We start from the raw sequence: 22,609 nt of genomic DNA on the forward strand, positions 1-22,609 counted from the left end.
CGCCCGGTTACATTCCGAACCCGGAAGCTAAGCCTTTCAGCGCCGATGGTACTGCAGGGGGGACCCTGTGGGAGAGTAGGACACCGCCGAACAATTTTTAGCCTCAACCCCCGGACCATGTCCGGGGGTTGAGGCATTTTTGCGTTCCGGATGTGTTCCGGGCGCGTTCTACGCTTGGGCCATGCGATACGACTTGGTCATCTTCGACAACGACGGTGTGCTGGTGGACAGCGAGCCGATCTCCAACACCCTGTTGGCCGGCTATCTGACGGAGCTCGGGCACCCCACCTCGTACGAGGACTCGCTGCGCGACTACATGGGGTCCGCCATGCACCGCGTCCACGACCTGGTCGAGGAGCGGACCGGGCAGCGGCTGCCCGCGGACTTCGACGACGTCTTCCACGCGCGCGTCTTCGCCGCGTTCCGGGCCGAGTTGGAGCCCGTGCCCGGGGTCGAGGACGTGCTGAAGCGGCTGGTGGCGGCCGGGGTTCCGTACTGCGTGGCCTCCTCGGGGAGTCACGAGCGGATCAGGGTCGGGCACCGGAAGACCGGGCTCGACGCCTGGTTCCGGGACGAGAACGTCTTCAGCTCCGAGGACGTCGGCCGGGGCAAGCCGGCGCCGGACCTGTTCCTGCACGCCGCCGCGCGGATGGGCGTCGAGCCCGGGCGGTGCGTCGTCGTCGAGGACAGCCGGCTCGGCGTGCAGGCCGCCGTCGCCGCCGGGATGGACGTGTACGGGTTCATCGCGATGACGCCCGAGGAGAAGCTCGCCGGGGCCGAGGGGTTCTTCCGGAGGATGGACGAGCTGCCCGCGATTCTGGGGATGTGATCCGTCTACCCAGGGGTAGTTTCCGGCCGTACGCTGTGCCGCCATGACGGATGCGCGGTTGCGGCGTGGGCGGGGATCCCTGGCGTTCGGTTTCTTCGTGCAGGGGGTCACCTTCGCCCTGCTCGTGACCCGGATACCCGCGATCCAGGACCGGTACGGGATATCCGACGGGCTGCTGCCCGCCTTCCTGGCCGCCGTGCCGATCCTCGCCGGAGTGGCGAGCGTGACGACCGAGAAGGTCGTCGCCCGGGTGGGGCCGGCCGTGGTGCTGCGCTGGTCCCAGCCCTTCGTGCTCCTCGCCCTGCTCGCCGTCGGCGCCGGTACGGAGCTGTGGCAGGCCGCCGTCGCCCTCGGGCTCTTCGGGGTCGCCGTGGGCGCCCTGGACGCGTCCATGAACATGCTGGGCGTGAGCCTCCAGCGGGCGTACGGGCGCAGCATCATGCTCGGCTTCCACGCCGCGTACAGCCTCGGCGGGATCGTGGGGGCCTCGCTCGCCTGGGCCGGGGCGCACTGGCACCTCTCGCTGTTCACGTCCTATCTGCCGGTCGTGGCCGCCCTGTTGCCCCTCGCGCTCGTCGGCAGCCGGTGGTACGCGGCCGGTGGCGACGGGCCCGGGCCGGAGGCGGGCGGGGAGGAGGGGAGCGGCGGGGTCGCGTTCAAGCTGCTGCTGCCGCTCTGCCTGGTGATGAGCTTCGCGTACATCGGGGACTCCACGGTCGCCAACTGGAGCGCCAAGTACCTCCAGGACGTGCTGGGCAGCTCCGAGGAGCTGGCGACCGTGCCGTACAACGCGTACATGGTGACGACGCTCCTCGGGCGGGCCGTCGGGGACTTCGGGGTGCGCCGGCTCGGGGCCGCGGCGGTCGTGCGGGGCGGTGCCGTGCTCGCGGCGCTCGGGTTCGGGCTCGTCGCGGTGGCGCCGGGAGCCTGGGCGGGGATCGCGGCGTTCACGCTCCTCGGGCTCGGGCTCAGCGTGATCGTGCCGCAGACCTTCGCCGCCGCCGGGCGGCTCTTCCCCGGGAACAGCGACGCGGCCGTGGCGCGGCTCAACGTCTTCAACTACGTCGGGTTCCTCGTCGGGTCGCCGCTCGTGGGGGCGCTCGGGGACGCGTGGAGCTACCGGGGCGCCATGCTGGTGCCGATGGTGCTCGTCCTGGTGACGGTGGTGTACGCCACGTCGTTCGGCCCGCGAGGGGCCCGATACGGTGGCGGGCATGAGCGGCCGCGCACTGTTGATGTGGGATGAAGCTGTCACGCAGTACGACTTCGGGTCCGAGCATCCGATGGATCCGGTACGGCTCGCGCTGACGATGTCGCTGGTGCGGGCCCACGGGCTCGACCGGGCGGTCGACGTGGTCGCGGCGAAGCCGGCCGGGGACTCGACGCTGCGGCTCGTGCACCGCGAGGACTACGTGGCGGCCGTGCGGGCGGCCTCGGCCGATCCGCGCCGTGCCGACCAGGCGTACGGGCTCGGCACGGTCGACGATCCGGCGTTCGCCGGGATGCACGAGGTGTCGGCGCTGATCGCCGGGCAGTCGGTGGGGGCGGCGGAGGCGATCTGGCGCGGGGAGGCCGCGCACGCGGTCAACTTCTCCGGCGGGCTGCACCACGCGATGCCCGGCGCCGCGTCCGGCTTCTGCATCTACAACGACGCCTCGCTCGCCATCGCCCGGCTGCTCGAACTGGGCGCGGAGCGGGTGGCGTACGTGGACGTGGACGTGCACCACGGGGACGGGGTGCAGGCGGCGTTCTGGGAGGATCCGCGGGTCCTGACGGTCTCGCTGCACGAGCACCCGAGGACGCTGTTCCCGCAGACCGGCTGGCCGGAGGAGACCGGTGCGCCGGGGGCCGGCGAGGGCGGGGCCGTGAACGTGGCGCTTCCGGCCGGGACCGGGGACGCGGGATGGCTGCGGGCCTTCCACGCGGTCGTGCCGGAGGTGATCGCGGACTTCCGGCCGCAGGTCCTCGTCACGCAGCACGGGGCGGACACGCACTTCGAGGACCCGCTCGCCCACCTGGCGGTCTCCCTCGACGCCCAGCGGGCGGTCCAGGAGGCCTGTCACGAGCTGGCGCACGAGCACGCCGGCGGGCGGTGGCTGGCGCTCGGCGGCGGCGGGTACGCGGTGGTCGACGTCGTACCCCGGTCGTGGACGCACCTGGTGGGGATCGTGGCGCACGCGCCCGTGGACCCCGCGTCGGTGATCCCCTCGTCCTGGCGGGACGAGGTGTACGCGCGAACGCGGCAGTCGGGTCCGGCGCGGATGACGGACGGGCGGTGGCCGGTGGCCTTCCGGGACTGGTCCGAGGGGTACGACCCGGCGGACCGGCTCGACCAGGCGGTGATCGCGACCCGTAGGGCGGCCTTCCCGCTGCGGGGGCTGCTGGCCTGAAGCGCCGCCCGTCCGGGGAACGCCCTACCGGAAGTTACGCCGACGGTGGGGCGTCCTGGAGGTTCGCGTCCCCGGGCGGCCGTGTTCCGGCAGCATCGGAGGGGTGTGGAGCACCGGGGCGCTGCGGGCGCATCTGTTGGCGGCGGGGTTGGCGGGCGCGGTGGCGACCCCCCGGGAGGAGAACCTGCGGAGCTACCGGCTCTTCGCCGCGCGCGATCCCCGGGTGCTGCTCGGGCTCGACCCGGTGCGCGGATGGGACGAGGCCGGGCTGCTGCGGCTCATGGCCGACCGGTGCGGGGTCTCGGGGGATCCGCGGCACCGGTCGGGCCCCGACGCCATCGATCCGGAGCGCACCCTGCGGGGGCTCGACGCCTTCGCGGCGCGGCTCGGAGCGGCGGCGGCGCGGCGGGTTCCGGTGCTCCTGGGCACGGGCCATCCGCACCGGCTGCTCGGTTTCTACGCCGTCCTCGCAGACGCGTTGTCGGCGGCGGGATGTCTTGTCCTCACCCCGGCGCAGGGGAGATGTGTCGACATAACGACCCGGTTCGGCGTACGCACGTACCTCCTCGACTACGCACGGGGGGTGGCGTTCGTACGGGAACCCGGACCGCCCGGGGGCGGGCGCGCACCGGGGGCGCACTGCCATTCGCCGCTACCGGTCAGGGCCGCCCTGGAGAGCGCGGCCGACTCCGGAGGGCCGCTCCCGGAGCTGGTGGTCGGGGACCACGGATGGGTCTGCGGAGCAGGTCAGCTGGGTATCGAGGCCATCGGGCTCGCCGACACGGACGATCCCGCGCTGTTCGTCGGGGAGGCGGAGGGGCAGGTGTCGGCGGTGGTTCCGCTTGACGACGGCGTGCGCTCCGCCTCGTACCTCCCGCTGACGCGCTATGTACTCAATCGAGCGTGTCTGTCACGGTAAACGGCCGGTGGTGGCTCCTCTTCCCCACTCGTACCACCCGCCCCTACTCTGGATCGTGAGCGCTCGGCGACGAAGAGTCACCGGAGGGGAAGCCGGTGGGCGTCGCGGCGGAAGGTACAGGTGGGTCATGGCTGCTGGCGATCGACCTCTCAACGAGGTCAAGTTTCTGACCGTGGCGGAAGTCGCCTCGGTGATGCGCGTCTCGAAGATGACCGTGTACCGCTTGGTGCACAGCGGTCATCTGCCGGCGATCCGGGTGGGCAGGTCCTTCCGGGTGCCCGAGCAGGCGGTGCACGAGTACCTCCGGGAGTCCTACGTGGGGGTGGGGACCGCGTAGCGAGCGCGCGGCACGGTGCCGGGAGAAGTCCGGGAGGACCCCGGGCGGCTCCCGGGAGAGCCGGATATTGCCCTCGGATTACGAGCGAGGTGCTCGGGACGGTAGGCTAGGCCGACGTAGGTCGTGTGGGCCCAGACGCCCCGCACCGATTCCCGCCGAGGCGGGAATGTTCCGAGAAGTGAGCGAGGGTAGTCGTGGGCTCTGTTATCAAGAAGCGGCGCAAGCGGATGGCGAAGAAGAAGCACCGCAAGCTGCTCAAGCGCACGCGCGTTCAGCGTCGCAACAAGAAGTAAGGCGACCGCTGCACCGCAGCATTCAGTGCGTCGGGCGTGGCCCTTCACCGTTCGCGGTGAAGGGCCACGTCTTTTATTGCGCGGAAATCTGGAAGCGCTACGGTGGCGACCTACGGAACCGGCGGAACCCGGCGGAACCGGCGGGACTCGCGGAAGCGTTCCACGGAAGACCGAAGACGGACGGAAGGCGCTGATCTTGGGCAGGGTCGTGCTCGTCACCGGTGCCGCCCGGCACCTCGGCGGCCGCTTCGTGCGGCGGATCCAGCGGGACCCCGAGGTGGAGCGGGTGATCGCGGTCGACGCGGTCGACCCGGCGCACCAGCTCGGCGCCGCCGACTTCGTACGGGTGGACATCCGCCGCCCCGAGATCGCGAAGGTCCTCGCCGAGCACGACGTCGACACGGTGGTCCATCTGGACGTCACCGGGACGGCCCTCGGCGGTGGCGGCCGGACGTCGGTCAAGGAGACCAACGTCATCGGCACCATGCAGCTCCTCGGCGCCTGCCAGAAGTCGCCGCGGATCGGGCGCCTCGTCGTCAAGTCCAGTACGAGCGTGTACGGCTCCGCGCCGCGCGACCCGGCCGTCTTCACCGAGACGACGCCCGCGAAGGCGCTGCCGAGCGGGGGCTTCGCGAAGGACGCCGTCGAGGTCGAGGGGTACGTGCGGGGCTTCGCCCGGCGCCGCCCGGACGTGGCCGTGTGCGTGCTGAGGTTCGCGAACATCCTGGGCCCCCGGATCGACTCCCCGCTGACCGAGTACCTGGCGCTGCCCGTCCTGCCGACCGTCCTCGGCTACGACCCGCGGCTGCAGTTCGTCCACGAGGACGACGTGATCGACGTCCTGCGGCTCGCGGCGCACGAGCCGCGCAGGGCCACCCAGAACAGCGGCACCTTCAACGTGGCCGGGGACGGGGTGCTGCTCCTCTCCCAGTGCGCGCGGCGGCTCGGCCGGCCGACGGTCCCGGTGCTCCTCCCGGCGGTCACCTGGGTGGGGACGGCGCTGCGCACGGTCGGGATCACCGACTTCGCACCCGAGCAGATCCGGCTGCTCACGCATGGCCGGGTCGTCTCCACGGTCCACACGCGCGAGGTCTTCGGCTTCTCGCCCCGGCACACCACGGCGGAGGCCTTCGCGGACTTCGCGCGCGGCCGGGGGCGGGGGCTGCTGCCGCCCGAGGCGCTGGCGGGGGCGGTGGACCGGCTGGCCGGGCACCTGGTCCCGGCCGCTGTCCCTTCCCCCTCTTCTCCTTCCGGAGCTCCCACAGTTCACGACGGCGCCTGAGGAGGCCCGACTGCGATGGCGGACGCCAAGGTCATTCCCTTCGACGACGACCGCTCACGGGCGCGCAGGCGGCCCGCCCGGGCCGACGGCGAGGCGGCGGCCGTACGGGCCCTGCCGGGGCCGCAGGAGCCGGAACTCCCCGCCGCCCGGGCGGCGGTGGAGGAGCCGGCCGCACCCGTCGCCCCGGAGCCGCCGGCCGCCGGGGGCGACTGGGAGCGGCGGCTCGCGGGCGGACTCGCGTTCCTGCGGCGGCGGATCACCGGCGAGTACGAGGTCGACGAGTTCGGCTACGACGAGGAGCTCACCGACCAGGTCCTGATGTCGCTGCTGCGCCCGCTGTACGAGAAGTACTTCCGGGTGGAGGTGAAGGGCGTCGAGAACATCCCCGACAAGGGCGGGGCGCTGATCGTCGCCAACCACTCGGGGACGCTGCCGCTGGACGGGCTGATGATGCAGGTCGCCGTCCACGACCACCACCCGGCGGGGCGGCACCTGCGGCTGCTCGCCGCGGACCTGGTCTTCGTGCTGCCGGTCGTCAACGAGCTGGCGCGCAAGGCCGGGCACACCCTGGCGTGCGCGGAGGACGCGGAGCGGCTGCTGCGCTCCGGCGAGATCGTCGGGGTGATGCCGGAGGGCTTCAAGGGGATCGGGAAGCCCTTCGGGGAGCGGTACAAGCTCCAGCGGTTCGGGCGGGGCGGGTTCGTCTCGACGGCGCTGCGGGCCGGGGTGCCGATCGTGCCCTGCTCGATCGTGGGCGCGGAGGAGATATACCCCATGGTGGGGAACGCGAAGACGCTGGCGCGGATCCTGGGCCTGCCGTACTTCCCGCTGACCCCGACCTTCCCGTGGCTGGGACCGCTGGGGGCGCTGCCGCTGCCGACGAAGTGGACGATCCAGTTCGGGGAGCCGATCCCGACGGAGTCGTACGCGCCGGAGGCGGCGGAGGACCCGATGCTGATGTTCAACCTGACGGACCAGGTGCGGGAGCAGATCCAGCACACGCTGTACAAGCTGCTGGTGCAGCGGAGGTCGGTGTTCTTCTGAGCCCGGGGTTCTGGGCCCGTGTTCTTCTGGGTCCGGTCGCGCGGAAGCGCATGAAGAAGCGGAAGCGCATGAAGAAGGGGCGCCCCCCGTCCGTGGGGGCGCCCCTTCCTCTTGCTAGCGAGCGTCCTCGCTGTCGATGCCGAGGCCCGGAAGCAGGCCCGGCAGGATGGGCGGGATGGTGACGTCGGGGACGTCCGGGGCCGGCTGGTCCGCCGCCGGCGGGGACGGCGGGGTCCCGGTCGGGGAGGGCTTGAGCAGTCCGCCGGTGTCGCCGCCGATGAGGCCGTCGTCCTTCGGCGGGGCGGTGGTGCCGCTGTCCGCGCCCGGGCCGGTGTCCGTGCCGGGACCCGACGGGCGGGGCGCGGTGGACGGGTTGCCGGAGGAGGGCGTCTCCCGGCCGGCCGGCGGCCGCTGGGTGTCCGTCTTCCCGGCGTCCTGCGACGTGCTGGGGGTGCTGCGCGGGCCCTCGGTGCCGACCGCGCCCCTCTCGGGGGTGCGGGGGAGCACCGACTGGAGCGGCTCGACCTCTTCGTCTATGGCGTCGAAGACGTGCGTGACCTCGCTGCCGACGTCCGCGAGCTGGACGGGGAGCCGGTCGCGGAGGCCGTCCCAGGTGTCCCGGTGGGCCTGGGCGAAGGAGTTGAGCCGGGCCATCGGGCCGAGGGCGCCGTCCCGCTCGTACGCCTGGCGCAGGAGCCGGTGGCCCTCGGCGGCGTCGTGCTTCATCCCGCCCAGGACGCGGCGGATCTCGGCGAGCGACTCGTGGTCGAGGTCGCCCGCGCGGCCGCGCTCCATGAGGCGGCGGGCCTCGCTGAGGCGGGTGGAGGCCTGGTCGAGGTAGATGCCGCCGCGGTCCGCGTCGTCGTCCGCCATGCCCAGCTTGATGTCCTCCATCCCGCGCTTCAGCCCGTAGAGCGAGTCACCGGGGAGGGCGTCGGAGCTGGCGGCGGCCACTCCGCCGAAGGCTCCGGCGGCCACGCCGACCGTGAGGCCGCCGGCGGCGAGCCCCTTGGACCAGCGGGAACGGGGGCGGAGCTTCCGGAGCGGGGACGCCCGGTGGGCTCCCTTGCCGGTGGACGTCCGCTGCTCCGGGACCGTGGGGCCCGCTGCCGCACCCCCCTCCATGAGCATCGCTTCCATGGCGGCGACCAACTGGGCCCGCTGCACCACTTTGACCTCGGGGTCCAGCTGCGGCTTGGGCAGCTCGCCGAGTCCGTTCGCCAAGGCCAGGAGCCGTCCCTGCTCCGCAGGTTCGGCCGGTGGGGCCGGGGCCTCGGGCTGCTCGGCCGCAGCGCCCTCGGACGCCCGGTCCTCCAGGGCCTGGGCGAAGGCGTTCGCCCGCCGGTGCGCCGATACGTTCGCGATCACTGGCGGCACCTCCTCTCGTCATGACGGTCGACTCCCCGGGGTGTCCGGAGGGTTGCACACCTTGAGCGCATCCACACGAAAGAGTGAGTGGCTGCGGGCAGGGCGTGACCACGGGGAGCCTGCATCCCGCACAACGAGCGGCGCGGCACTTGGGTTACGCGCGAGAGATGATCGGACCAGTGCGTCATCGGGGCGTCACCGACTGTGAGTTGGACGGGGGTCGGGGGCATGTGGGGGGAGGGGACGGGCCGCGGACCGGGGCGGGTCACGGTGGGACGTGCGTGGGGAGCCACGCGGTCGGCGGCCGGCGTCCCCGGTCAGCGGGCGTCGTCGGGGAGGAGCCGGGCCAGGGTGCGGACCGCCCGGTACTGGAGGGTCTTGATCGCCCCCTCGTTCTTCCCCATGACGCGGGCGGTCTCGGCGACCGAGAGGCCCTGGAGGAAGCGCAGGGTCACGCACTCCTGCTGCTGGGGGTTGAGGCGGCGGACCGCGTCGAGGAGGGCGGCGTTGGAGAGGGACTCCAGGACGGAGTCCTCGGGGCTGCGCTCCACCTCGTTGGCGTCGAGCATCTCGCCGGTGGTGACCTCCAGCCGGAAGCGGCTGGACTTGAAGTGGTCGGCGACCAGGTTCCTGGCGATGGTGACGAGCCAGGCGCCGAAGTCGCGGCCCTGCCAGGTGAAGGTCGAGATCCGGCGCAGGGCGCGCAGGAAGGTCTCGCTGGTCAGGTCCTCCGCCGTCGCCTTCCCGCCGACGCGGTAGTAGATGTAGCGGTAGACCGTGTCGCTGTACTGGTCGTACAGGCGGCCGAAGGCCTCGGCCTCGCCCGCCTGGGCCCGTTCGACCAGGTCCATCATGCGGGCGCTGTCGCTGTCCGCGGCGGGCCGGCGGGAGGCGGTCGAGGTGCCGGAACGGGCGCCGCGTCTGCCCACGGCGGGGCCGCCGTCGGCCAGGGCGTAGCAAGGCCCGACGGGTGCCGGTGCGGCGAAGGCGAAGGCGGGGACGGGGCCGGCGTACGCGGTGGGGACGAAGCCGCGCAAGTGGTCGAGGACCGTTGCGCGCAGCGTAGCCAGGCCCGAGGTGTCAACCCCGACGTGTGGGTACACGGGACTCCCAGAGGCAGAGCTTCCATCACGTGCAGTGCGGGACCGTTCACTCGTCGTGGCGACGGGAGGGTCCTTTGTGCGTCTGAGGAGAATAACGCTTCGTACAGGCGGCGCTACACCCAGTTGCAGAAATCGCCGGTTCCGTCGTATCTGTTACTGCTTGCAGTCGGATCAAGGTCCAGTTGGTGACTGGTTGTTGATCGGTCTGCTTTCGAATGTGATCACGTGCACGCTCTGTTGTGCTCAAGTGAGAGATGCGCGAGTGATCGGGGCCGCTGCGGGGTAAGGGGCCGGGAATGCCCGGGAGTCGACCTGTGCGGTGCTGTTCGACCACGGACGGGTGAGGGCGCCCGGTCCGGGGTTGTCGCAGATGATCGCAGCCGAAACGTATCGGCGGAGGCGGGCGCGGAGCGGCGGACGCGGGGCCCGTCGGTGGGCGCGGGGGCCTGTCGGCGGACGCGGTCGGCGGGAGCGCTCCGGGGCCGGCGGCGGCCCCCGGGGTCAGTGGCGGCGGCGGTGCAGGGCGACCGCGGCGGCCGTGCCGCCGGCCAGCGCGCCCAGGCCCGCGGCGGCGGGGATGCCGACCTTGGCGGCCTTGCGCCCGGTCCGGTAGTCGCGCAGCCGCCACTCCCGTTCCTTCGCGTGCTTCCGGAGCTTGGTGTCCGGGTTGATCGCGTACGGGTGCCCGACGAGCGAGAGCATCGGGATGTCGTTGTGCGAGTCGCTGTACGCGGCGCAGCGGCCCAGGTCCAGGCCCTCGGCGGTGGCGAGCGCCCGTACCGCCTCGGCCTTGGCCGGTCCGTGCAGGGGCTCGCCGACCAGCCTGCCGGTGTAGACGCCGTCGACGGACTCGGCGACCGTGCCGAGCGCGCCGGTCAGGCCGAGCCGGCGGGCGATGATCGTGGCCGTCTCGACCGGGGCGGCCGTGACGAGCCACACCTTCTGGCCCGCGTCCAGGTGCGCCTGGGCGAGGCCGCGGGTCCCGGGCCAGATGCGGTCGGCCATGTACTCGTCGTAGATCTCCTCGCCGATGCTCATCAGCTCGGAGACCCGGTGGCCCTTGACGATGGACAGGGCGCTCTCGCGGGCGTCCTGCATGTGCTCGGGGTCCTCGACGCCGGCGAGCCGGAACCAGGCCTGCTGCCAGGCGAAGCGGGTGAGTTCGCGGCGCTGGAAGAACTTCCGCTTGTACAGGCCGCGGCCGAAGTGGAAGATCGCGGCGCCCTGCATCACGGTGTTGTCGAGGTCGAAGAAGGCCGCCGCCCGCACGTCGCCGACGACCGGGAACTCGGGCTCGGCGGGGGGTTCGGCCGAGGCCTCCTCCCGCTCCCGTTCCAGCTGGAGCGAGGTCTTGCGCGCTGCCTCGGCAGCGGCCTCACCTGCGAGGACGCTGCGCGCGGTGGCGGAGCGCCTACGAGGGGTGAGCCATCCCAGAGCGGCCATGCCGTGAGCATAGCCAGTCTGTTCGGTACTTCCCGACTTGTGACGATGCCGCGGCGTGAACAGTGCGGGACCCCCCTGTTAATCGGATCACGTCCGGACGGGTCCGGAACCGGCTCCGGCGGGTGGGGGGCGGGGGCCGGAAGCGGCCTCGGCGGGCGGGTCCGGTCCCGGCGGCGGGACAGAATGGGAGCCATGTTCGGACGGAAGAAGAAGGCGGACGCCGGGGCGCGGACCGTGACCCTCATCGGCAGGCCGGGGTGTCATCTCTGCGACGACGCACGGGCGGTGGTCGAGGCCGTGTGCGCGGAGACCGGGGCGTCCTGGGAGGAGAAGGACATCACCCGCGACGAGGATCTTTACCGGGCTCACTGGGAGCAGATCCCCGTCGTCCTGGTCGACGGGGAGCAGCACACCTTCTGGCGGGTGGACGCCGAACGGCTCCGGCGCGAACTGGGTGCGTGACCGGAACCCGGTTACCATCATGGACGTTTTGTTGGGTTTCGGGGGCGGCGTCGTGAGGAGAGTGTGCGGTTTTGCCCCCTTCGGGTTCTCAACGCGCTGAGCTTCTCCGCGGTTCCACGACGGCGGGAACCAGCCGCGTGACCCCGGTCACTTTGGCCGGACAAAACGGACACCATCTTTGTGCACGCGTTCACAAAGACATAGCCTGCATTCGACGGGGCGGTCTTGGGACATATGGCCGCCTGCAGCCCCGCTCATCCCGCAGGAGCACCGTGGCAACTGGCCGAACTCACCGACCGGCGACCCGTAGCCGAGGAATTCCCGAGGCCACCGTCGCCCGGCTTCCGCTGTATCTGCGCGCGCTGACCGCGCTCTCGGAGCGTTCCGTACCCACGGTCTCCTCCGAGGAGCTCGCGGCCGCGGCGGGGGTCAACTCCGCGAAGCTGCGCAAGGACTTCAGCTACCTCGGCTCCTACGGCACCCGCGGGGTCGGCTACGACGTCGAGTACCTCGTCTACCAGATCTCCCGCGAGCTGGGCCTCACCCAGGACTGGCCCGTCGTCATCGTCGGCATCGGCAACCTCGGCGCCGCGCTCGCCGGGTACGGCGGCTTCGCCTCCCGCGGCTTCCGCGTCGCCGCGCTGATCGACGCCGACCCGGCCATGACCGGCAGGCCCGTCGCCGGCATCCCCGTCCAGCACAGCGACGACCTGGAGCGGATCATCGAGGAGGACGGCGTCTCCATCGGCGTCATCGCCACCCCCGCCGGCGTCGCCCAGCAGGTCTGCGACCGCCTCGTGGCCGCCGGCGTCACCTCCATCCTGAACTTCGCCCCGACCGTCCTCTCCGTCCCCGACGGCGTCGACGTGCGCAAGGTCGACCTCTCCATCGAGCTCCAGATCCTCGCCTTCCACGAGCAGCGCAAGGCCGGCGAGGAAGCCGGGGCCGACGGCGCCGCGGGCGCCGACACCGCGCCCGCCCCCGCCGCCGTACCGCCCGCCCCCCGCGGCACCACGGGCGGCAGCCGCAAGGGACCCGACGGGGACGTCCCCGCCGTGATGCCGGCATGAGCCTCCTCGTCGTCGGACTCAGCCACCGCAGCGCCCCCGTCTCCATCCTGGAACGGGCCGCCCTGCCGGCCGACACCCGCACCAAGCTGCTCCAGGACACCCTCGCCGCCGAACCGGCCACCGAGGGCACCGTCCTGGCCACCTGCAACCGCATCGAGCTCTACGCCGACGTCGACAAGTTCCACGCCGGCGTCGCCGAGCTGTCCACGCTCCTCGCCCAGCACAGCGGCGTCGGCCTGGACGAGCTCACCCCCTACCTCTACGTGCACTACGAGGACCGGGCCGTCCACCACCTCTTCTCCGTGGCCTGCGGCCTGGACTCCATGGTCGTCGGCGAGGGCCAGATCCTCGGCCAGATCAAGGACGCCCTCGCCCTCGGCCAGGACCTGCACACCGCCGGACGCCTCCTCAACGACCTCTTCCAGCAGGCCCTGAGGGTCGGCAAGCGCGCCCACAGCGAGACCGGCATCGACCGCGCGGGACAGTCGCTGGTCACCTTCGGACTCCAGCAGCTCGCCGACGGCACCGACGTCGAGACCTGGGCCAAGGGCAAGAGGGCCCTCGTCATCGGCGCCGGCTCGATGTCCTCCCTGGCCGCCGCCACCCTCGCCCGCTCCGGCGTCGCCGAGATCGTCGTCGCCAACCGCACCCTCGCCCGCGCCGAGCGCCTCGCCCAGATCCTGAGCGAGCCCGGCGGCACCGGAGTCGTCGCACGCGCGGCCGAGATGGTTGCCGTCGGCGACGAACTGCACCGCGCCGACATCGTCGTCTCCTGCACCGGAGCCACCGGACTCGTCCTCACCGGCGACGACGTCGCCGACGCCGTACGGGACCGCCGGGCCCCCCTCGCCCTGCTCGACCTCGCCATGCCCCGCGACATCGACGCCGCCGCCCACCGCGTCCCCGGCGTCCGGCTCGTCGACATCGAGTCGCTCGCCGAGGCCTCCGCCGACGCGCCCATGGCGGCCGACGTCGACCAGGTCCGGGCCATCGTCTCCGACGAGGTCGCCGCCTTCGGCGCCGCCCAGCGCGCCGCCCACATCACCCCGACCGTCGTCGCCCTGCGCGCCATGGCCGCCGACGTCGTGACCACCGAGGTCGCGCGCCTCGAAGGCCGGCTCCCCGGCCTCGACGAGAAGCAGCGCGCCGAGATCACCCAGACCGTGCGCCGCGTGGTCGACAAGCTCCTGCACGCGCCGACCGTGCGGGTCAAGCAGCTCGCCAGCGAGCCCGGCGGCGCCGGGTACGCGGACGCGCTGCGGACACTCTTCGACCTCGACCCGGAGACGGTCGCCGCCGTCAGCCGGGCCGACCTGAATGACGCCGACGTCAAGAACCGAGGGCGAGTATGACCGAGAGGGCACTGAGGCTCGGGACCAGGCGCAGCAAGCTCGCCATGGCCCAGTCCGGGCACGTGGCCGACGCCGTACGGCAGCTGACCGGCCGGCCCGTCGAGCTCGTGGAGATCACGACGTACGGGGACACCTCCCGCGAGCACCTCGCGCAGATCGGCGGCACCGGCGTCTTCGTCGCCGCCCTGCGCGACGCGCTGCTCGCCGGCGAGGTGGACTTCGCCGTCCACTCGCTGAAGGACCTGCCGACCACCCCGCACCCCGACCTCGTCGTGGCCGCGATCCCCCGCCGCGAGGACCCCCGCGACGTACTGATCGCCCCCGACGGCATCACGCTGGACCGGCTGCCCAAGGGCGCCCGGGTCGGCACCGGATCGCCGCGCCGCATGGCCCAGCTGCACGCCTACGCGCGCAGCCACGGCCTGGAGCTCACCTGCGTCCCGATCCGGGGCAACATCGACACCCGCGTCGGCTACGTCCGCAGCGGAGAACTCGACGCGGTGGTCCTCGCCGCGGCCGGACTCAACCGCATCGGCGGCACCGAGGAGCTCACCGGCTCCCTGACGGTCGACCGCCTCCCGGTCGACTCCGTGCTGCCCGCCCCCGGCCAGGGGGCCCTCGCCGTCGAGTGTCCGGCGTCCGACGCCGGACTCGTCGCCGCGCTCGCCGCTCTCGACGACCCGCACACGCGGGTCGCCGTGACCGCCGAGCGCTCCCTGCTCGCCGCCCTGGAGGCCGGCTGTTCCGCACCCGTGGGTGCGCTCGCCGACCTGCTGGCCGACGACCCCGGTCACGGGCAGGCTGTCACCGAAATGCGCCTGCGCGGCGTCGTCGGCACCACCGACGGCTCGACGCTGGTGCAGCTGTCCACCACCGGACCCGTACCCACCTCGCACGACGAGGCCATGGCGCTCGGACGCGTACTCGCGGACGAGATGCTCGCCAAGGGTGCGGCCGGTCTTATGGGGGAGCGAGCACTTTGAACCCCACCAGCCCGACCACCAGCCCCCTGTCCCCGGCCTTCGCGGGCCACGGGCACGTCACGTTCCTCGGCGCGGGACCGGGCGACCCCGGACTCCTGACCCTGAGGGCCGTCGAGGCCCTCGCGGGAGCGGACGTCCTGATCGCCGAGCCCGAGGTCCTCGACGTCGTCCGCGGCCATGCGCGCGCGGGGGTGAGCACGCCGGAGCTGGCGGTCGTCGACGAGGCGTCAACAGCCGCCGGTGTCCCCGTGTTGAGGGATGCCGCCAATCTTGTCATGGAGGCCGCGAGGGGCGGCAGGCGGGTCGTCCGTGCGGTGACCGGCGACCCCGGCCTCGACGGCAACGCCGGCGCCGAGATGCTCGCCTGCGCCGCCGAGGGCATCCCCTTCGAGGTCGTCCCCGGCGTCGCCACCGCCGTCGGCGTCCCCGCGTACGCCGGCGTGCCGCTGCGCGACGCCCAGGGCACCGACGTGCGCTTCGTCGACGCCCGCACCGCCGACGAGCGGTGCTGGAGCGAGGTCGGCGCCTCCGACGGCACCGTCGTCGTCTCCACCACGCTCGACGCGGTGGCCGCCGCCGCCGGCGAACTGGTCGCGGCCGGCCGCAAGCCGGACACCCCGCTCACCGTCACCGTCGCCGGCACCACCACCCGCCAGCGGACCTGGAACGCCACTCTCGGCACCATCGCCCAGGTCTTCAAGCAGGGCAAGGTCCTCCCCTCGCCCGAGGGCCACCGGCCGGTCATAGCCGTGGTCGGCGAGCGCAGCGCCCCGGCGCAGCGGGACCAGCTGTCGTGGTTCGAGTCCAAGCCGCTCTTCGGCTGGCGGGTCCTCGTGCCGCGCACCAAGGAGCAGGCCGCCTCGCTCTCCGACCAGCTGCGCTCGTACGGCGCCGTGCCGCACGAGGTCCCGACCATCGCCGTCGAGCCGCCGCGCACCCCCCAGCAGATGGAGCGCGCGGTCAAGGGCCTGGTCACCGGCCGCTACGAGTGGATCGCCTTCACCTCCGTCAACGCGGTCAAGGCCGTCCGCGAGAAGTTCGAGGAGTACGGGCTCGACGCCCGCGCCTTCGCCGGCATCAAGGTCGCCGCGGTGGGCGAGCAGACGGCCGCCGCGCTCGTCGACTTCGGCGTCAAGCCCGACCTGGTGCCCAGCGGCGAGCAGTCCGCCGCCGGACTCCTGGAGGACTGGCCGCCGTACGACCCGGTCTTCGACCCGATCGACCGCGTCTTCCTGCCGCGCGCCGACATCGCGACCGAGACCCTGGTCGCGGGCCTCATCGAGCTCGGGTGGGAGGTCGACGACGTCACCGCCTACCGGACCGTACGGGCCTCGCCGCCGCCGGCCGACACCCGCGAGGCGATCAAGGGCGGCGGCTTCGACGCGGTCCTCTTCACCTCGTCGTCGACCGTGCGGAACCTCGTCGGCATCGCCGGCAAGCCGCACAACGTCACGGTCATCGCCTGCATCGGCCCCGCCACCGCCAAGACGGCGGAGGAGCACGGCCTGCGGGTCGACGTCCTGTCGCCCGAGCCGTCCGTCCACAAGCTGGCCGAGGCCCTCGCGGACTTCGGCACGCGCCGGCGCGAGTCCGCCCTGGAGGCGGGCGACCCGGTGACGCGGCCGAGCGAGCGCCGGCCGGGCGCGAGACGGCGCCGGACGACGTAGCGGTTCCTCTCGCCGGGGTGCGGGTCCCTCACGGGGCCCGCACCCTTCGCGTTGTGCCGGGCGTTCCTCGCGTCGCCGGGCGTCCTTCGCGTCGCCGGGCGTTCTCCGCGTCGCCGGGCGTTCCTCGCGTCGCCGGGCGTCCTTCGCGGCAACACCCTGTCGGCAAGTGCACCGTCCGCGCGGGCGTAGCCTCGGGCGTATGAACTCGTACGGATCCTTTCCCGGGGCGCGGCCGCGGCGGCTGCGGACGACGCCCGCCATGCGGCGGATGGTGGCCGAGACGCGGCTGCATCCCGCCGACCTGATCCTGCCCGCGTTCGTGCGCGAGGGGATCACCGAGCCCGTGCCGATCGGGGCCATGCCCGGCGTCGTGCAGCACACGCGCGACACCCTGCGGAAGGCCGCCGTGGAGGCGCTGGAGGCCGGGGTCTCCGGGATCATGCTCTTCGGCGTGCCCGAGGACGCCAAGAAGGACGCGGCGGGCACCGCCGGCACCGACCCCGACGGGATCCTCCAGGTCGCCATCCGGGACGTGCGGTCCGAGGTCGGCGACGACCTCGTGATCATGTCCGACCTGTGCCTCGACGAGTTCACCGACCACGGCCACTGCGGCGTCCTCGACGCCGACGGACGGGTCGACAACGACGCCACGCTGGAACGCTACGCCGAGATGGCCCAGGTCCAGGCCGACGCCGGCGTCCACGTCGTCGGCCCCTCCGGAATGATGGACGGCCAGGTCGGCGTCGTCCGCGACGCCCTCGACACCATCGGCAAGGAGGACGTCGCGATCCTCGCGTACACCGCGAAGTACTCCTCCGCCTTCTACGGCCCCTTCCGCGAGGCCGTCGGCTCCTCCCTCAAGGGCGACCGCAAGACCTACCAGCAGGACCCGGCCAACCTCCGCGAGTCGATGCGCGAGCTGGCGCTCGACCTGGAGGAGGGCGCGGACATGGTCATGGTCAAGCCCGCAGGCCCGTACCTCGACGTCCTCGCCAAGGTCGCCGCCACCGTGGACGTGCCCGTCGCCGCCTACCAGATCAGCGGCGAGTACGCGATGGTCGAGGCCGCCGCCGAGAAGGGCTGGATCGACCGCGACAAGGCGATCCTGGAGTCCCTCACCGGCATCCGCCGGGCCGGCGCGCAGATGATCCTGACGTACTGGGCGACCGAGGTCGCGCAGAAGCTGGGCCGCGGGGACTGACGCCGCAGGAGCCGGCTGCCCTCGTTTCCGGCTGGTGGGGGGCCGTCGACCGGCGCACCCTGGAGGGGTAGCCGACAGGTACCCCTACCTCGCCGGAGGTGGTCCTCATGATGCACACCCTGGTCGGATGGCACGTGGAGATGGAGTTCCAGGAGGAGGGCGACCGGACCCGGGCCGCCGCCATGGTCCGGCTCGGCGACGGCACCGAGTTCCGGGCCCACGGCACCGCGAACCGGCACCCCTCCGACCCGGACCAGCTACGGGTCGGCGAGGAGATCGCCGGCGCCCGCGCCCTGATGGACCTCGCCTCGCAGCTCCTCCAGAAGGCCCACACGGAGATCGACGAGGTCTCCGGACGCACCTCGCACTCCATCCGGTGACCCACGGCGGTGCGCCGCGCCCCGGGGAACGGGACGCGGCGCACCGCGGACGGCCGGGAACGGGCCCCGGGGTCAGAAGCCCAGGGCATCCTCCATCGAGCTCTGCCAGTACGTGACCCGGGTGGTGCTGTCCGTGTGCGTGCCGGCCGGCAGCTTCAGGACCGCCGGGCCCCCGGCCGAACCCGCGTCGTCGCGCGGCGCGAACCACACGGTCAGCTTCTTCGACGTCCGGCCGTGGTTTCCGCTGCCGTCGGCCGCCGACAGGATCATGGCCGCGTACGCGCTCTCGCCCGGGAACAGCGTGACGACCGCCTGCGGCTTGCTGGCCCGGTCCACCGCGACCGCCGCCTGCCCGTCGTCGAGGCGCAGCACCGGGGCGTAGTAGGCGCTGCACGCCGTGCGGCCGGTGTTGGTGACGGTGAGCAGCGCGTGGTTGAGCGGACGGCTGACCGGGCTGTAGACGACCCGCACGGCCGACGCGTCGCACGGCCGGTCGGCGGTGTCCTTCCCGCTGCCGCCTCCGCCCTTGCCCTTGCCGCCGTTCTTGCCGGGGGCGGGTGCGGGAGTGGTGCCGGGGGAGCCCTGCGGGGAAGTGCTCTTGTTGCCGGAGGTGTCCGTGCCCGTCGGCGTGGCCGCCGCGTCCGGCGTGGACGCGGGCGCCGAGGCCGACGCGGGGGACGCGGGGGACTGCGTGGGCGTCGCCGGTGCGGTGGTGGTCGTGGACGAGGCCCGGCCCTCGTCCCGCGTTCCGCCCGCCGAGCCCTGGCAGGCGGTGAGGGAGAGGGCGGCGGCGGTGACGGCCGCCGCGGCGGCGACGCGGATGCGGTGTGTGCGCATGGTGGTGGAACCCCCGTGGGTGTCGTTGCTTTTCGGTCGGTCTCCGGCTGCCGCACTGCCCGTCCGACCGGTGCCGTGCGGCGTGGTCCCAGGTTGCGGGGCGGCGGATTCCGGCCGCAACGCCGAACGGGCCATGGGGGACGCTGGAACGCTCACGGGTACGGTGACCAGCGGGAACGGACCTTGCCTGGAACGCCGTTCCGGGACGCGAGAGCACCGAACACGGGGAGGGGCACGGTGGCGACCACACCGGAGGCCCAGGAGTTGGGCACGCTGCTGCGGCAGCTCAAGGAGCGTTCGGGGCGCAGTTACGGGGTGCTCGCCGGGCGGCTGCACGTCAGCACGTCGACCCTGCACCGCTACTGCAACGGCGACGCCGTACCGGCCGAGTTCGCGGTGGCCGAGCGGTTCGCCCGCCTGTGCGGGGCCGAACGCGAGGAACTGATCGAGCTGCACCGGCGCTGGATCGTTGCGGACGACGCGCGGACACGGAGCCGCTCGGCGGCGACGGTGAAGCCGGTCGAATCGGGGCGGGAGCCGGTGCCGGTGTCGGAGTCGGAGTCGGTGCCGGAGGCGGATCCGGGGCCAGGGTCTGTGGTCGTTACGGACGCGAGTACGGGGCCCGGGGCGGGAGGCGTTTCGGGTACACCCGACGCACCTGATGCGTCCGACGCACCCGATGTACCCGACGCGTCCGACGTACCCGACGCGTCCGAAGTGCCCAGGGCGCCCGGCGTGCACGACCGGCCCGATGCCCGGAGCGGCGGTGCGCGCCGTCGCCGCGTGCTCGTCGCGCTCGCCGCCGCCGTGGTCGTCGCGGTGGCCGTGCCGGTCGCCGTGTTCGCGTCCGGCGGCGACGGCGGGGGACGACCGGAGCGGGCGGCGCCGGTGCCCGCCCCGTCCGGTCCGGCGACCGGCGGCGCCCTCCCCGTACGCCCCGGCCTCGCCTCGTCCCCGGCCGTGACCCCGACCCCGTCCGGCACCCCGACCGGTTCCCCGTCCGGGCCGCCCGACGACAAGGGCTCCCCGTCCTCCCCGGCCCCGGACCCCTCGCGGAACCCGTCGCCGACCGCCCCGGGGTCCGGCGCGCCCGCGACCGGCGTCCCGCTGCGCGTCGGCATCAGCTCGTACAACTGGGAGCACCCCTGCGGCCAGTACTACCTGCTCGACCGCGACCCCGGCACCGTCCCCCCGCCGCCCCCGCCCCAGGACCACCGGGGCTGGGCGCGGTCGCTCGGCGCGGTGGACGGCGGCGGCATGCGCCTCGAACTCACCGCCACCGGCCGCACGGCCGACTCCGTGGTGATCAACAGGGTCAACGTCCGGGTGGTGGGGCGCTCCGCCGCCCTGCCCTGGTCGGCGTTCTCGATGGGCGAGGGCTGCGGCAGCGGCGTCACCCCGCAGACGTTCGCCGTGGACCTCGACCGCCCCCAGCCCGGCGTCCGCCCGATCGCCGGGCAGAACGGCGACATCGTCGTCCCCGCCAAGGACTTCCCCTACAAGGTCGCCTCCCACGACCCCCAGGTCCTCCGCTTCGACGTGACCACCAAGGCCCACGACGTCAGCTGGTACCTGGAGGTCGAATGGAGCAGCGGCGACCGCAGGGGCACGATCCGGGTCGACGACGGAGGCCGCCCCTTCCGCACCAGCGCGACCGCCGGACGCCCCTCGTACCTCTGGTGGGTCGACCCGGGCGAATGGCGCGTGGACGAAGGGGACTGAACGCGGAACGGGCACCTCTCGCTACGCGAGAGGTGCCCGTCGGTGCGCGGAGGGCCGGAGCCCCCGGGGATCAGAGCCGCTCGGGCGTCCGGATGCCCAGGAGCGCCATGCCCTGGTGGAGCGTGCGGGCCGTCAGGTCGCAGAGGAACAGCCGGTTCTCCGCGACCTCCCGCGCCGGCTCCGGCTTGAGCACCGGGCACTGGTCGTAGAACGTCGTGTACAGCGAGGCGAGCTGGTACAGGTACGCGGTCAGCTTGTGCGGCGCGTACTCCGCGGCCGCCTCCGCCACCGTCTCCGCGAACCCGTCCAGGTGCAGGCCGAGCGCGCGCTCCGCCGGGGCGAGCTCCAGCTCCGGGTGGGCGACCGGGGTGCGGTCGCCCGCCTTGCCGAAGATCGACCTGACCCGCGCGTACGCGTACTGGAGGTACACCGACGTGTCGCCGTTCAGCGACACCATCTGGTCCAGGTCGAACTTGTAGTCCCGCGCGGCCGACGTCGACAGGTCGGCGTACTTCACCGCGCCGATGCCCACGTGCTGCCCGTTCTCGACGATCTCCGCCTCGGTCAGGAGGGACTGCCCGGTCCTCTCCCGGTAGGCCTCCTCCTTCTCCCGGACGACCTCCGTCGCCCGGTCCACGGCCTCGTCGAGCAGGTCCACCAGCCGGACCGTCTCGCCCTCACGGGTCTTGAACGGCTTGCCGTCCTTGCCCAGGACCGTGCCGAACGCCAGCTGGTGCGCCTTCACCTCGTCGTTCAGCCAGCCCGCCCGGCGGGCCGTCTCGAAGACCATCTTGAAGTGCAGCGACTGCCGCGCGTCCACCACGTACAGCAGGGACGTCGCCTTCAGGTTCCGCACCCGGTCCCGGATCGCCGACAGATCCGTCGCCGCGTACCCGAAACCGCCGTCGGACTTCTGCACGATCAGCGGCACCGGGTTGCCGTCCGGGCCCTTCACGTCGTCGAAGAAGACGCACAGCGCGCCCTCGGAGCGGACCGCGACGCCCGTCTCCTCCAGGATCCGGCAGGTCTCCACCAGCATGTCGTTGTAACCGGACTCGCCGACCACGTCGGTGTCCCGGATGTCCATGTCCAGCTTGTCGAAGACCGAGTAGAAGTAGATCTTCGACTCGTCCACGAACCGCTGCCAGAGCGCGAGCGTCTCCTCGTCACCGGCCTGGAGGTCCACCACGCGCGCACGGGCCCGCGTCTTGAACTCCTCGTCCGAGTCGAACAGGGCGCGCGACGCCTTGTACAGCCTGTTCAGGTTCGACATCGCCTCCTCGCCGGACACCTCGGACTCCGAGGAGTGGTCCAGCTCGTGCGGGTGCTCGATCAGGTACTGGATGAGCATGCCGAACTGGGTGCCCCAGTCGCCGATGTGGTGACGCCGGACCACCGTCTCGCCGGTGAACTCCAGGATCTCGACCATCGCCGCGCCGATCACCGCGGACCGCAGGTGGCCGACGTGCATCTCCTTCGCCACGTTCGGCTGCGCGTAGTCGATCACCGTCGTGCCCGCCGACTCGTTGAACGGCACGCCGAGCCGCGCGTCGGCGGCACGGGCCGCCAGGGTCTCGACGATCGCCGCGTCGGTGACCGTGATGTTCAGGAAGCCGGGGCCGGAGACCTCGACCTCCTTCAGGACGTCGTTCGCCGGAATCGCCTCGACGACCTTCGTCGCCAGCTCGCGCGGATTGCCCTTCAGCCGCTTGGCGAGGGCCAGGATGCCGTTCGCCTGGAAGTCGGCCCGGTCGCTACGTCGCAGCAGCGGGTCGGCGGACGCGGCCTCCGGCAGGGCAGCCGAGAGTCCGTCCGCGAGGCGCTGCTGCACGGTCGAAGCGAGGGAAGGGACCGAGGCCATGAGCTTCCGTTTCCGTCGAGAGGTGTCCGGTGGTCTATTTTCGCTTGTCAAGTGTCCCACGGGAGA

21 protein-coding genes and 1 rRNA gene are annotated in these 22,609 nt (G+C 72.8%); 17 read left to right on the forward strand and 5 right to left on the reverse strand.

Going from position 1 to position 22,609, the window contains the following annotated elements; genetic code table 11:
- From rrf to ACWGSR_RS30395, 9 genes are all read left to right on the forward strand, one after another.
- Positions 1-92, forward strand: a 5S ribosomal RNA gene (rrf, locus tag ACWGSR_RS30355); the annotation flags it as partial.
- Between the two features lie 89 nt (positions 93-181).
- Complete coding sequence (locus ACWGSR_RS30360) at positions 182-829, forward strand: HAD family hydrolase (RefSeq protein WP_453571184.1); 648 nt, start codon at positions 182-184, stop codon at positions 827-829.
- Positions 830-872: 43 nt separating this feature from the next.
- Positions 873-2,075, forward strand: coding sequence for an MFS transporter (locus tag ACWGSR_RS30365; protein WP_453571187.1), 1,203 nt, complete (start codon positions 873-875; stop codon positions 2,073-2,075).
- The gene (locus tag ACWGSR_RS30370) at positions 2,044-3,219 is read left to right on the forward strand and encodes an acetoin utilization protein AcuC (RefSeq protein WP_453571190.1); all 1,176 of its coding nucleotides are present in this window, start codon (positions 2,044-2,046) and stop codon (positions 3,217-3,219) included. The genes ACWGSR_RS30365 and ACWGSR_RS30370 overlap by 32 nt, the downstream gene beginning before the upstream one ends.
- A 103-nt stretch (positions 3,220-3,322) precedes the next feature.
- Positions 3,323-4,138, forward strand: a complete 816-nt coding sequence (locus ACWGSR_RS30375) for a phosphatase (RefSeq protein ID WP_376244172.1) — start codon at positions 3,323-3,325, stop codon at positions 4,136-4,138.
- A gap of 127 nt (positions 4,139-4,265) precedes the next feature.
- The gene (locus ACWGSR_RS30380) at positions 4,266-4,475 is read left to right on the forward strand and encodes a helix-turn-helix domain-containing protein (protein ID WP_030219271.1); all 210 of its coding nucleotides are present in this window, start codon (positions 4,266-4,268) and stop codon (positions 4,473-4,475) included.
- Between the two features lie 194 nt (positions 4,476-4,669).
- Positions 4,670-4,768 carry a 30S ribosomal protein bS22 gene (locus ACWGSR_RS30385; protein WP_003948845.1) on the forward strand — a complete coding sequence of 33 codons (99 nt, stop codon included), beginning with the start codon at positions 4,670-4,672 and terminating at the stop codon, positions 4,766-4,768.
- Between the two features lie 196 nt (positions 4,769-4,964).
- Positions 4,965-6,050 carry an NAD-dependent epimerase/dehydratase family protein gene (locus ACWGSR_RS30390; protein WP_401571004.1) on the forward strand — a complete coding sequence of 362 codons (1,086 nt, stop codon included), beginning with the start codon at positions 4,965-4,967 and terminating at the stop codon, positions 6,048-6,050.
- Positions 6,051-6,065: 15 nt separating this feature from the next.
- Complete coding sequence (locus ACWGSR_RS30395) at positions 6,066-7,094, forward strand: lysophospholipid acyltransferase family protein (protein ID WP_376244165.1); 1,029 nt, start codon at positions 6,066-6,068, stop codon at positions 7,092-7,094.
- Positions 7,095-7,208: 114 nt separating this feature from the next.
- On the opposite strand, the gene ACWGSR_RS30400 is transcribed toward ACWGSR_RS30395, so the two are convergent.
- The 3 genes from ACWGSR_RS30400 to ACWGSR_RS30410 form a co-directional block, all read right to left on the reverse strand.
- Complete coding sequence (locus ACWGSR_RS30400; protein WP_453571196.1) at positions 7,209-8,462, reverse strand: DUF5667 domain-containing protein; 1,254 nt, start codon at positions 8,460-8,462, stop codon at positions 7,209-7,211.
- Positions 8,463-8,779: 317 nt separating this feature from the next.
- On the reverse strand, positions 8,780-9,565 hold the full coding sequence (locus ACWGSR_RS30405; RefSeq protein ID WP_376244160.1) for an ECF subfamily RNA polymerase sigma factor, BldN family: 786 nt from the start codon (positions 9,563-9,565) through the stop codon (positions 8,780-8,782).
- 501 nt (positions 9,566-10,066) lie between these two features.
- Positions 10,067-11,008, reverse strand: coding sequence for an HAD family hydrolase (locus tag ACWGSR_RS30410; protein ID WP_376244157.1), 942 nt, complete (start codon positions 11,006-11,008; stop codon positions 10,067-10,069).
- A 183-nt stretch (positions 11,009-11,191) separates the two neighbouring features.
- On the opposite strand from ACWGSR_RS30410, the gene ACWGSR_RS30415 reads away from it, so the two are divergent.
- From ACWGSR_RS30415 to ACWGSR_RS30445, 7 genes are all read left to right on the forward strand, one after another.
- Positions 11,192-11,470: a glutaredoxin family protein gene (locus tag ACWGSR_RS30415; RefSeq protein ID WP_376244154.1), complete on the forward strand. Its 279-nt coding sequence runs from the start codon at positions 11,192-11,194 to the stop codon at positions 11,468-11,470.
- Between the two features lie 272 nt (positions 11,471-11,742).
- A complete protein-coding gene (locus ACWGSR_RS30420; protein WP_376244151.1) occupies positions 11,743-12,540 on the forward strand; it encodes a redox-sensing transcriptional repressor Rex in 798 nt (265 codons plus the stop codon).
- Positions 12,537-13,892, forward strand: a complete 1,356-nt coding sequence (locus ACWGSR_RS30425; RefSeq protein ID WP_376244148.1) for a glutamyl-tRNA reductase — start codon at positions 12,537-12,539, stop codon at positions 13,890-13,892. Before ACWGSR_RS30420 ends, ACWGSR_RS30425 begins: the two co-directional genes overlap by 4 nt.
- A complete protein-coding gene (gene hemC / locus ACWGSR_RS30430) occupies positions 13,889-14,875 on the forward strand; it encodes a hydroxymethylbilane synthase (RefSeq protein ID WP_366377221.1) in 987 nt (328 codons plus the stop codon). The genes ACWGSR_RS30425 and hemC overlap by 4 nt, the downstream gene beginning before the upstream one ends.
- Positions 14,872-16,542 (forward strand): bifunctional uroporphyrinogen-III C-methyltransferase/uroporphyrinogen-III synthase, encoded by a 1,671-nt coding sequence (locus tag ACWGSR_RS30435; RefSeq protein ID WP_030219243.1) that lies wholly within the window; start codon positions 14,872-14,874, stop codon positions 16,540-16,542. Before hemC ends, ACWGSR_RS30435 begins: the two co-directional genes overlap by 4 nt.
- A gap of 199 nt (positions 16,543-16,741) precedes the next feature.
- Positions 16,742-17,743, forward strand: coding sequence for a porphobilinogen synthase (gene hemB, locus ACWGSR_RS30440; RefSeq protein ID WP_376244145.1), 1,002 nt, complete (start codon positions 16,742-16,744; stop codon positions 17,741-17,743).
- Positions 17,744-17,853: 110 nt separating this feature from the next.
- Positions 17,854-18,123, forward strand: coding sequence for a DUF1876 domain-containing protein (locus ACWGSR_RS30445; protein ID WP_376244183.1), 270 nt, complete (start codon positions 17,854-17,856; stop codon positions 18,121-18,123).
- A gap of 72 nt (positions 18,124-18,195) precedes the next feature.
- Here the strand turns inward: ACWGSR_RS30445 and ACWGSR_RS30450 are convergent, their stop codons facing one another.
- A complete protein-coding gene (locus tag ACWGSR_RS30450; protein ID WP_453571203.1) occupies positions 18,196-18,960 on the reverse strand; it encodes a DUF4232 domain-containing protein in 765 nt (254 codons plus the stop codon).
- 237 nt (positions 18,961-19,197) lie between these two features.
- On the opposite strand from ACWGSR_RS30450, the gene ACWGSR_RS30455 reads away from it, so the two are divergent.
- On the forward strand, positions 19,198-20,682 hold the full coding sequence (locus tag ACWGSR_RS30455) for a helix-turn-helix domain-containing protein (RefSeq protein WP_453571206.1): 1,485 nt from the start codon (positions 19,198-19,200) through the stop codon (positions 20,680-20,682).
- Positions 20,683-20,752: 70 nt separating this feature from the next.
- Here ACWGSR_RS30455 and argS read toward each other — a convergent pair whose 3' ends face one another.
- Positions 20,753-22,543 carry an arginine--tRNA ligase gene (gene argS / locus ACWGSR_RS30460; RefSeq protein WP_453571209.1) on the reverse strand — a complete coding sequence of 597 codons (1,791 nt, stop codon included), beginning with the start codon at positions 22,541-22,543 and terminating at the stop codon, positions 20,753-20,755.
- Positions 22,544-22,609: the final 66 nt, after the last annotated feature.

The organism is Streptomyces sp. NPDC055632 (assembly GCF_053618675.1).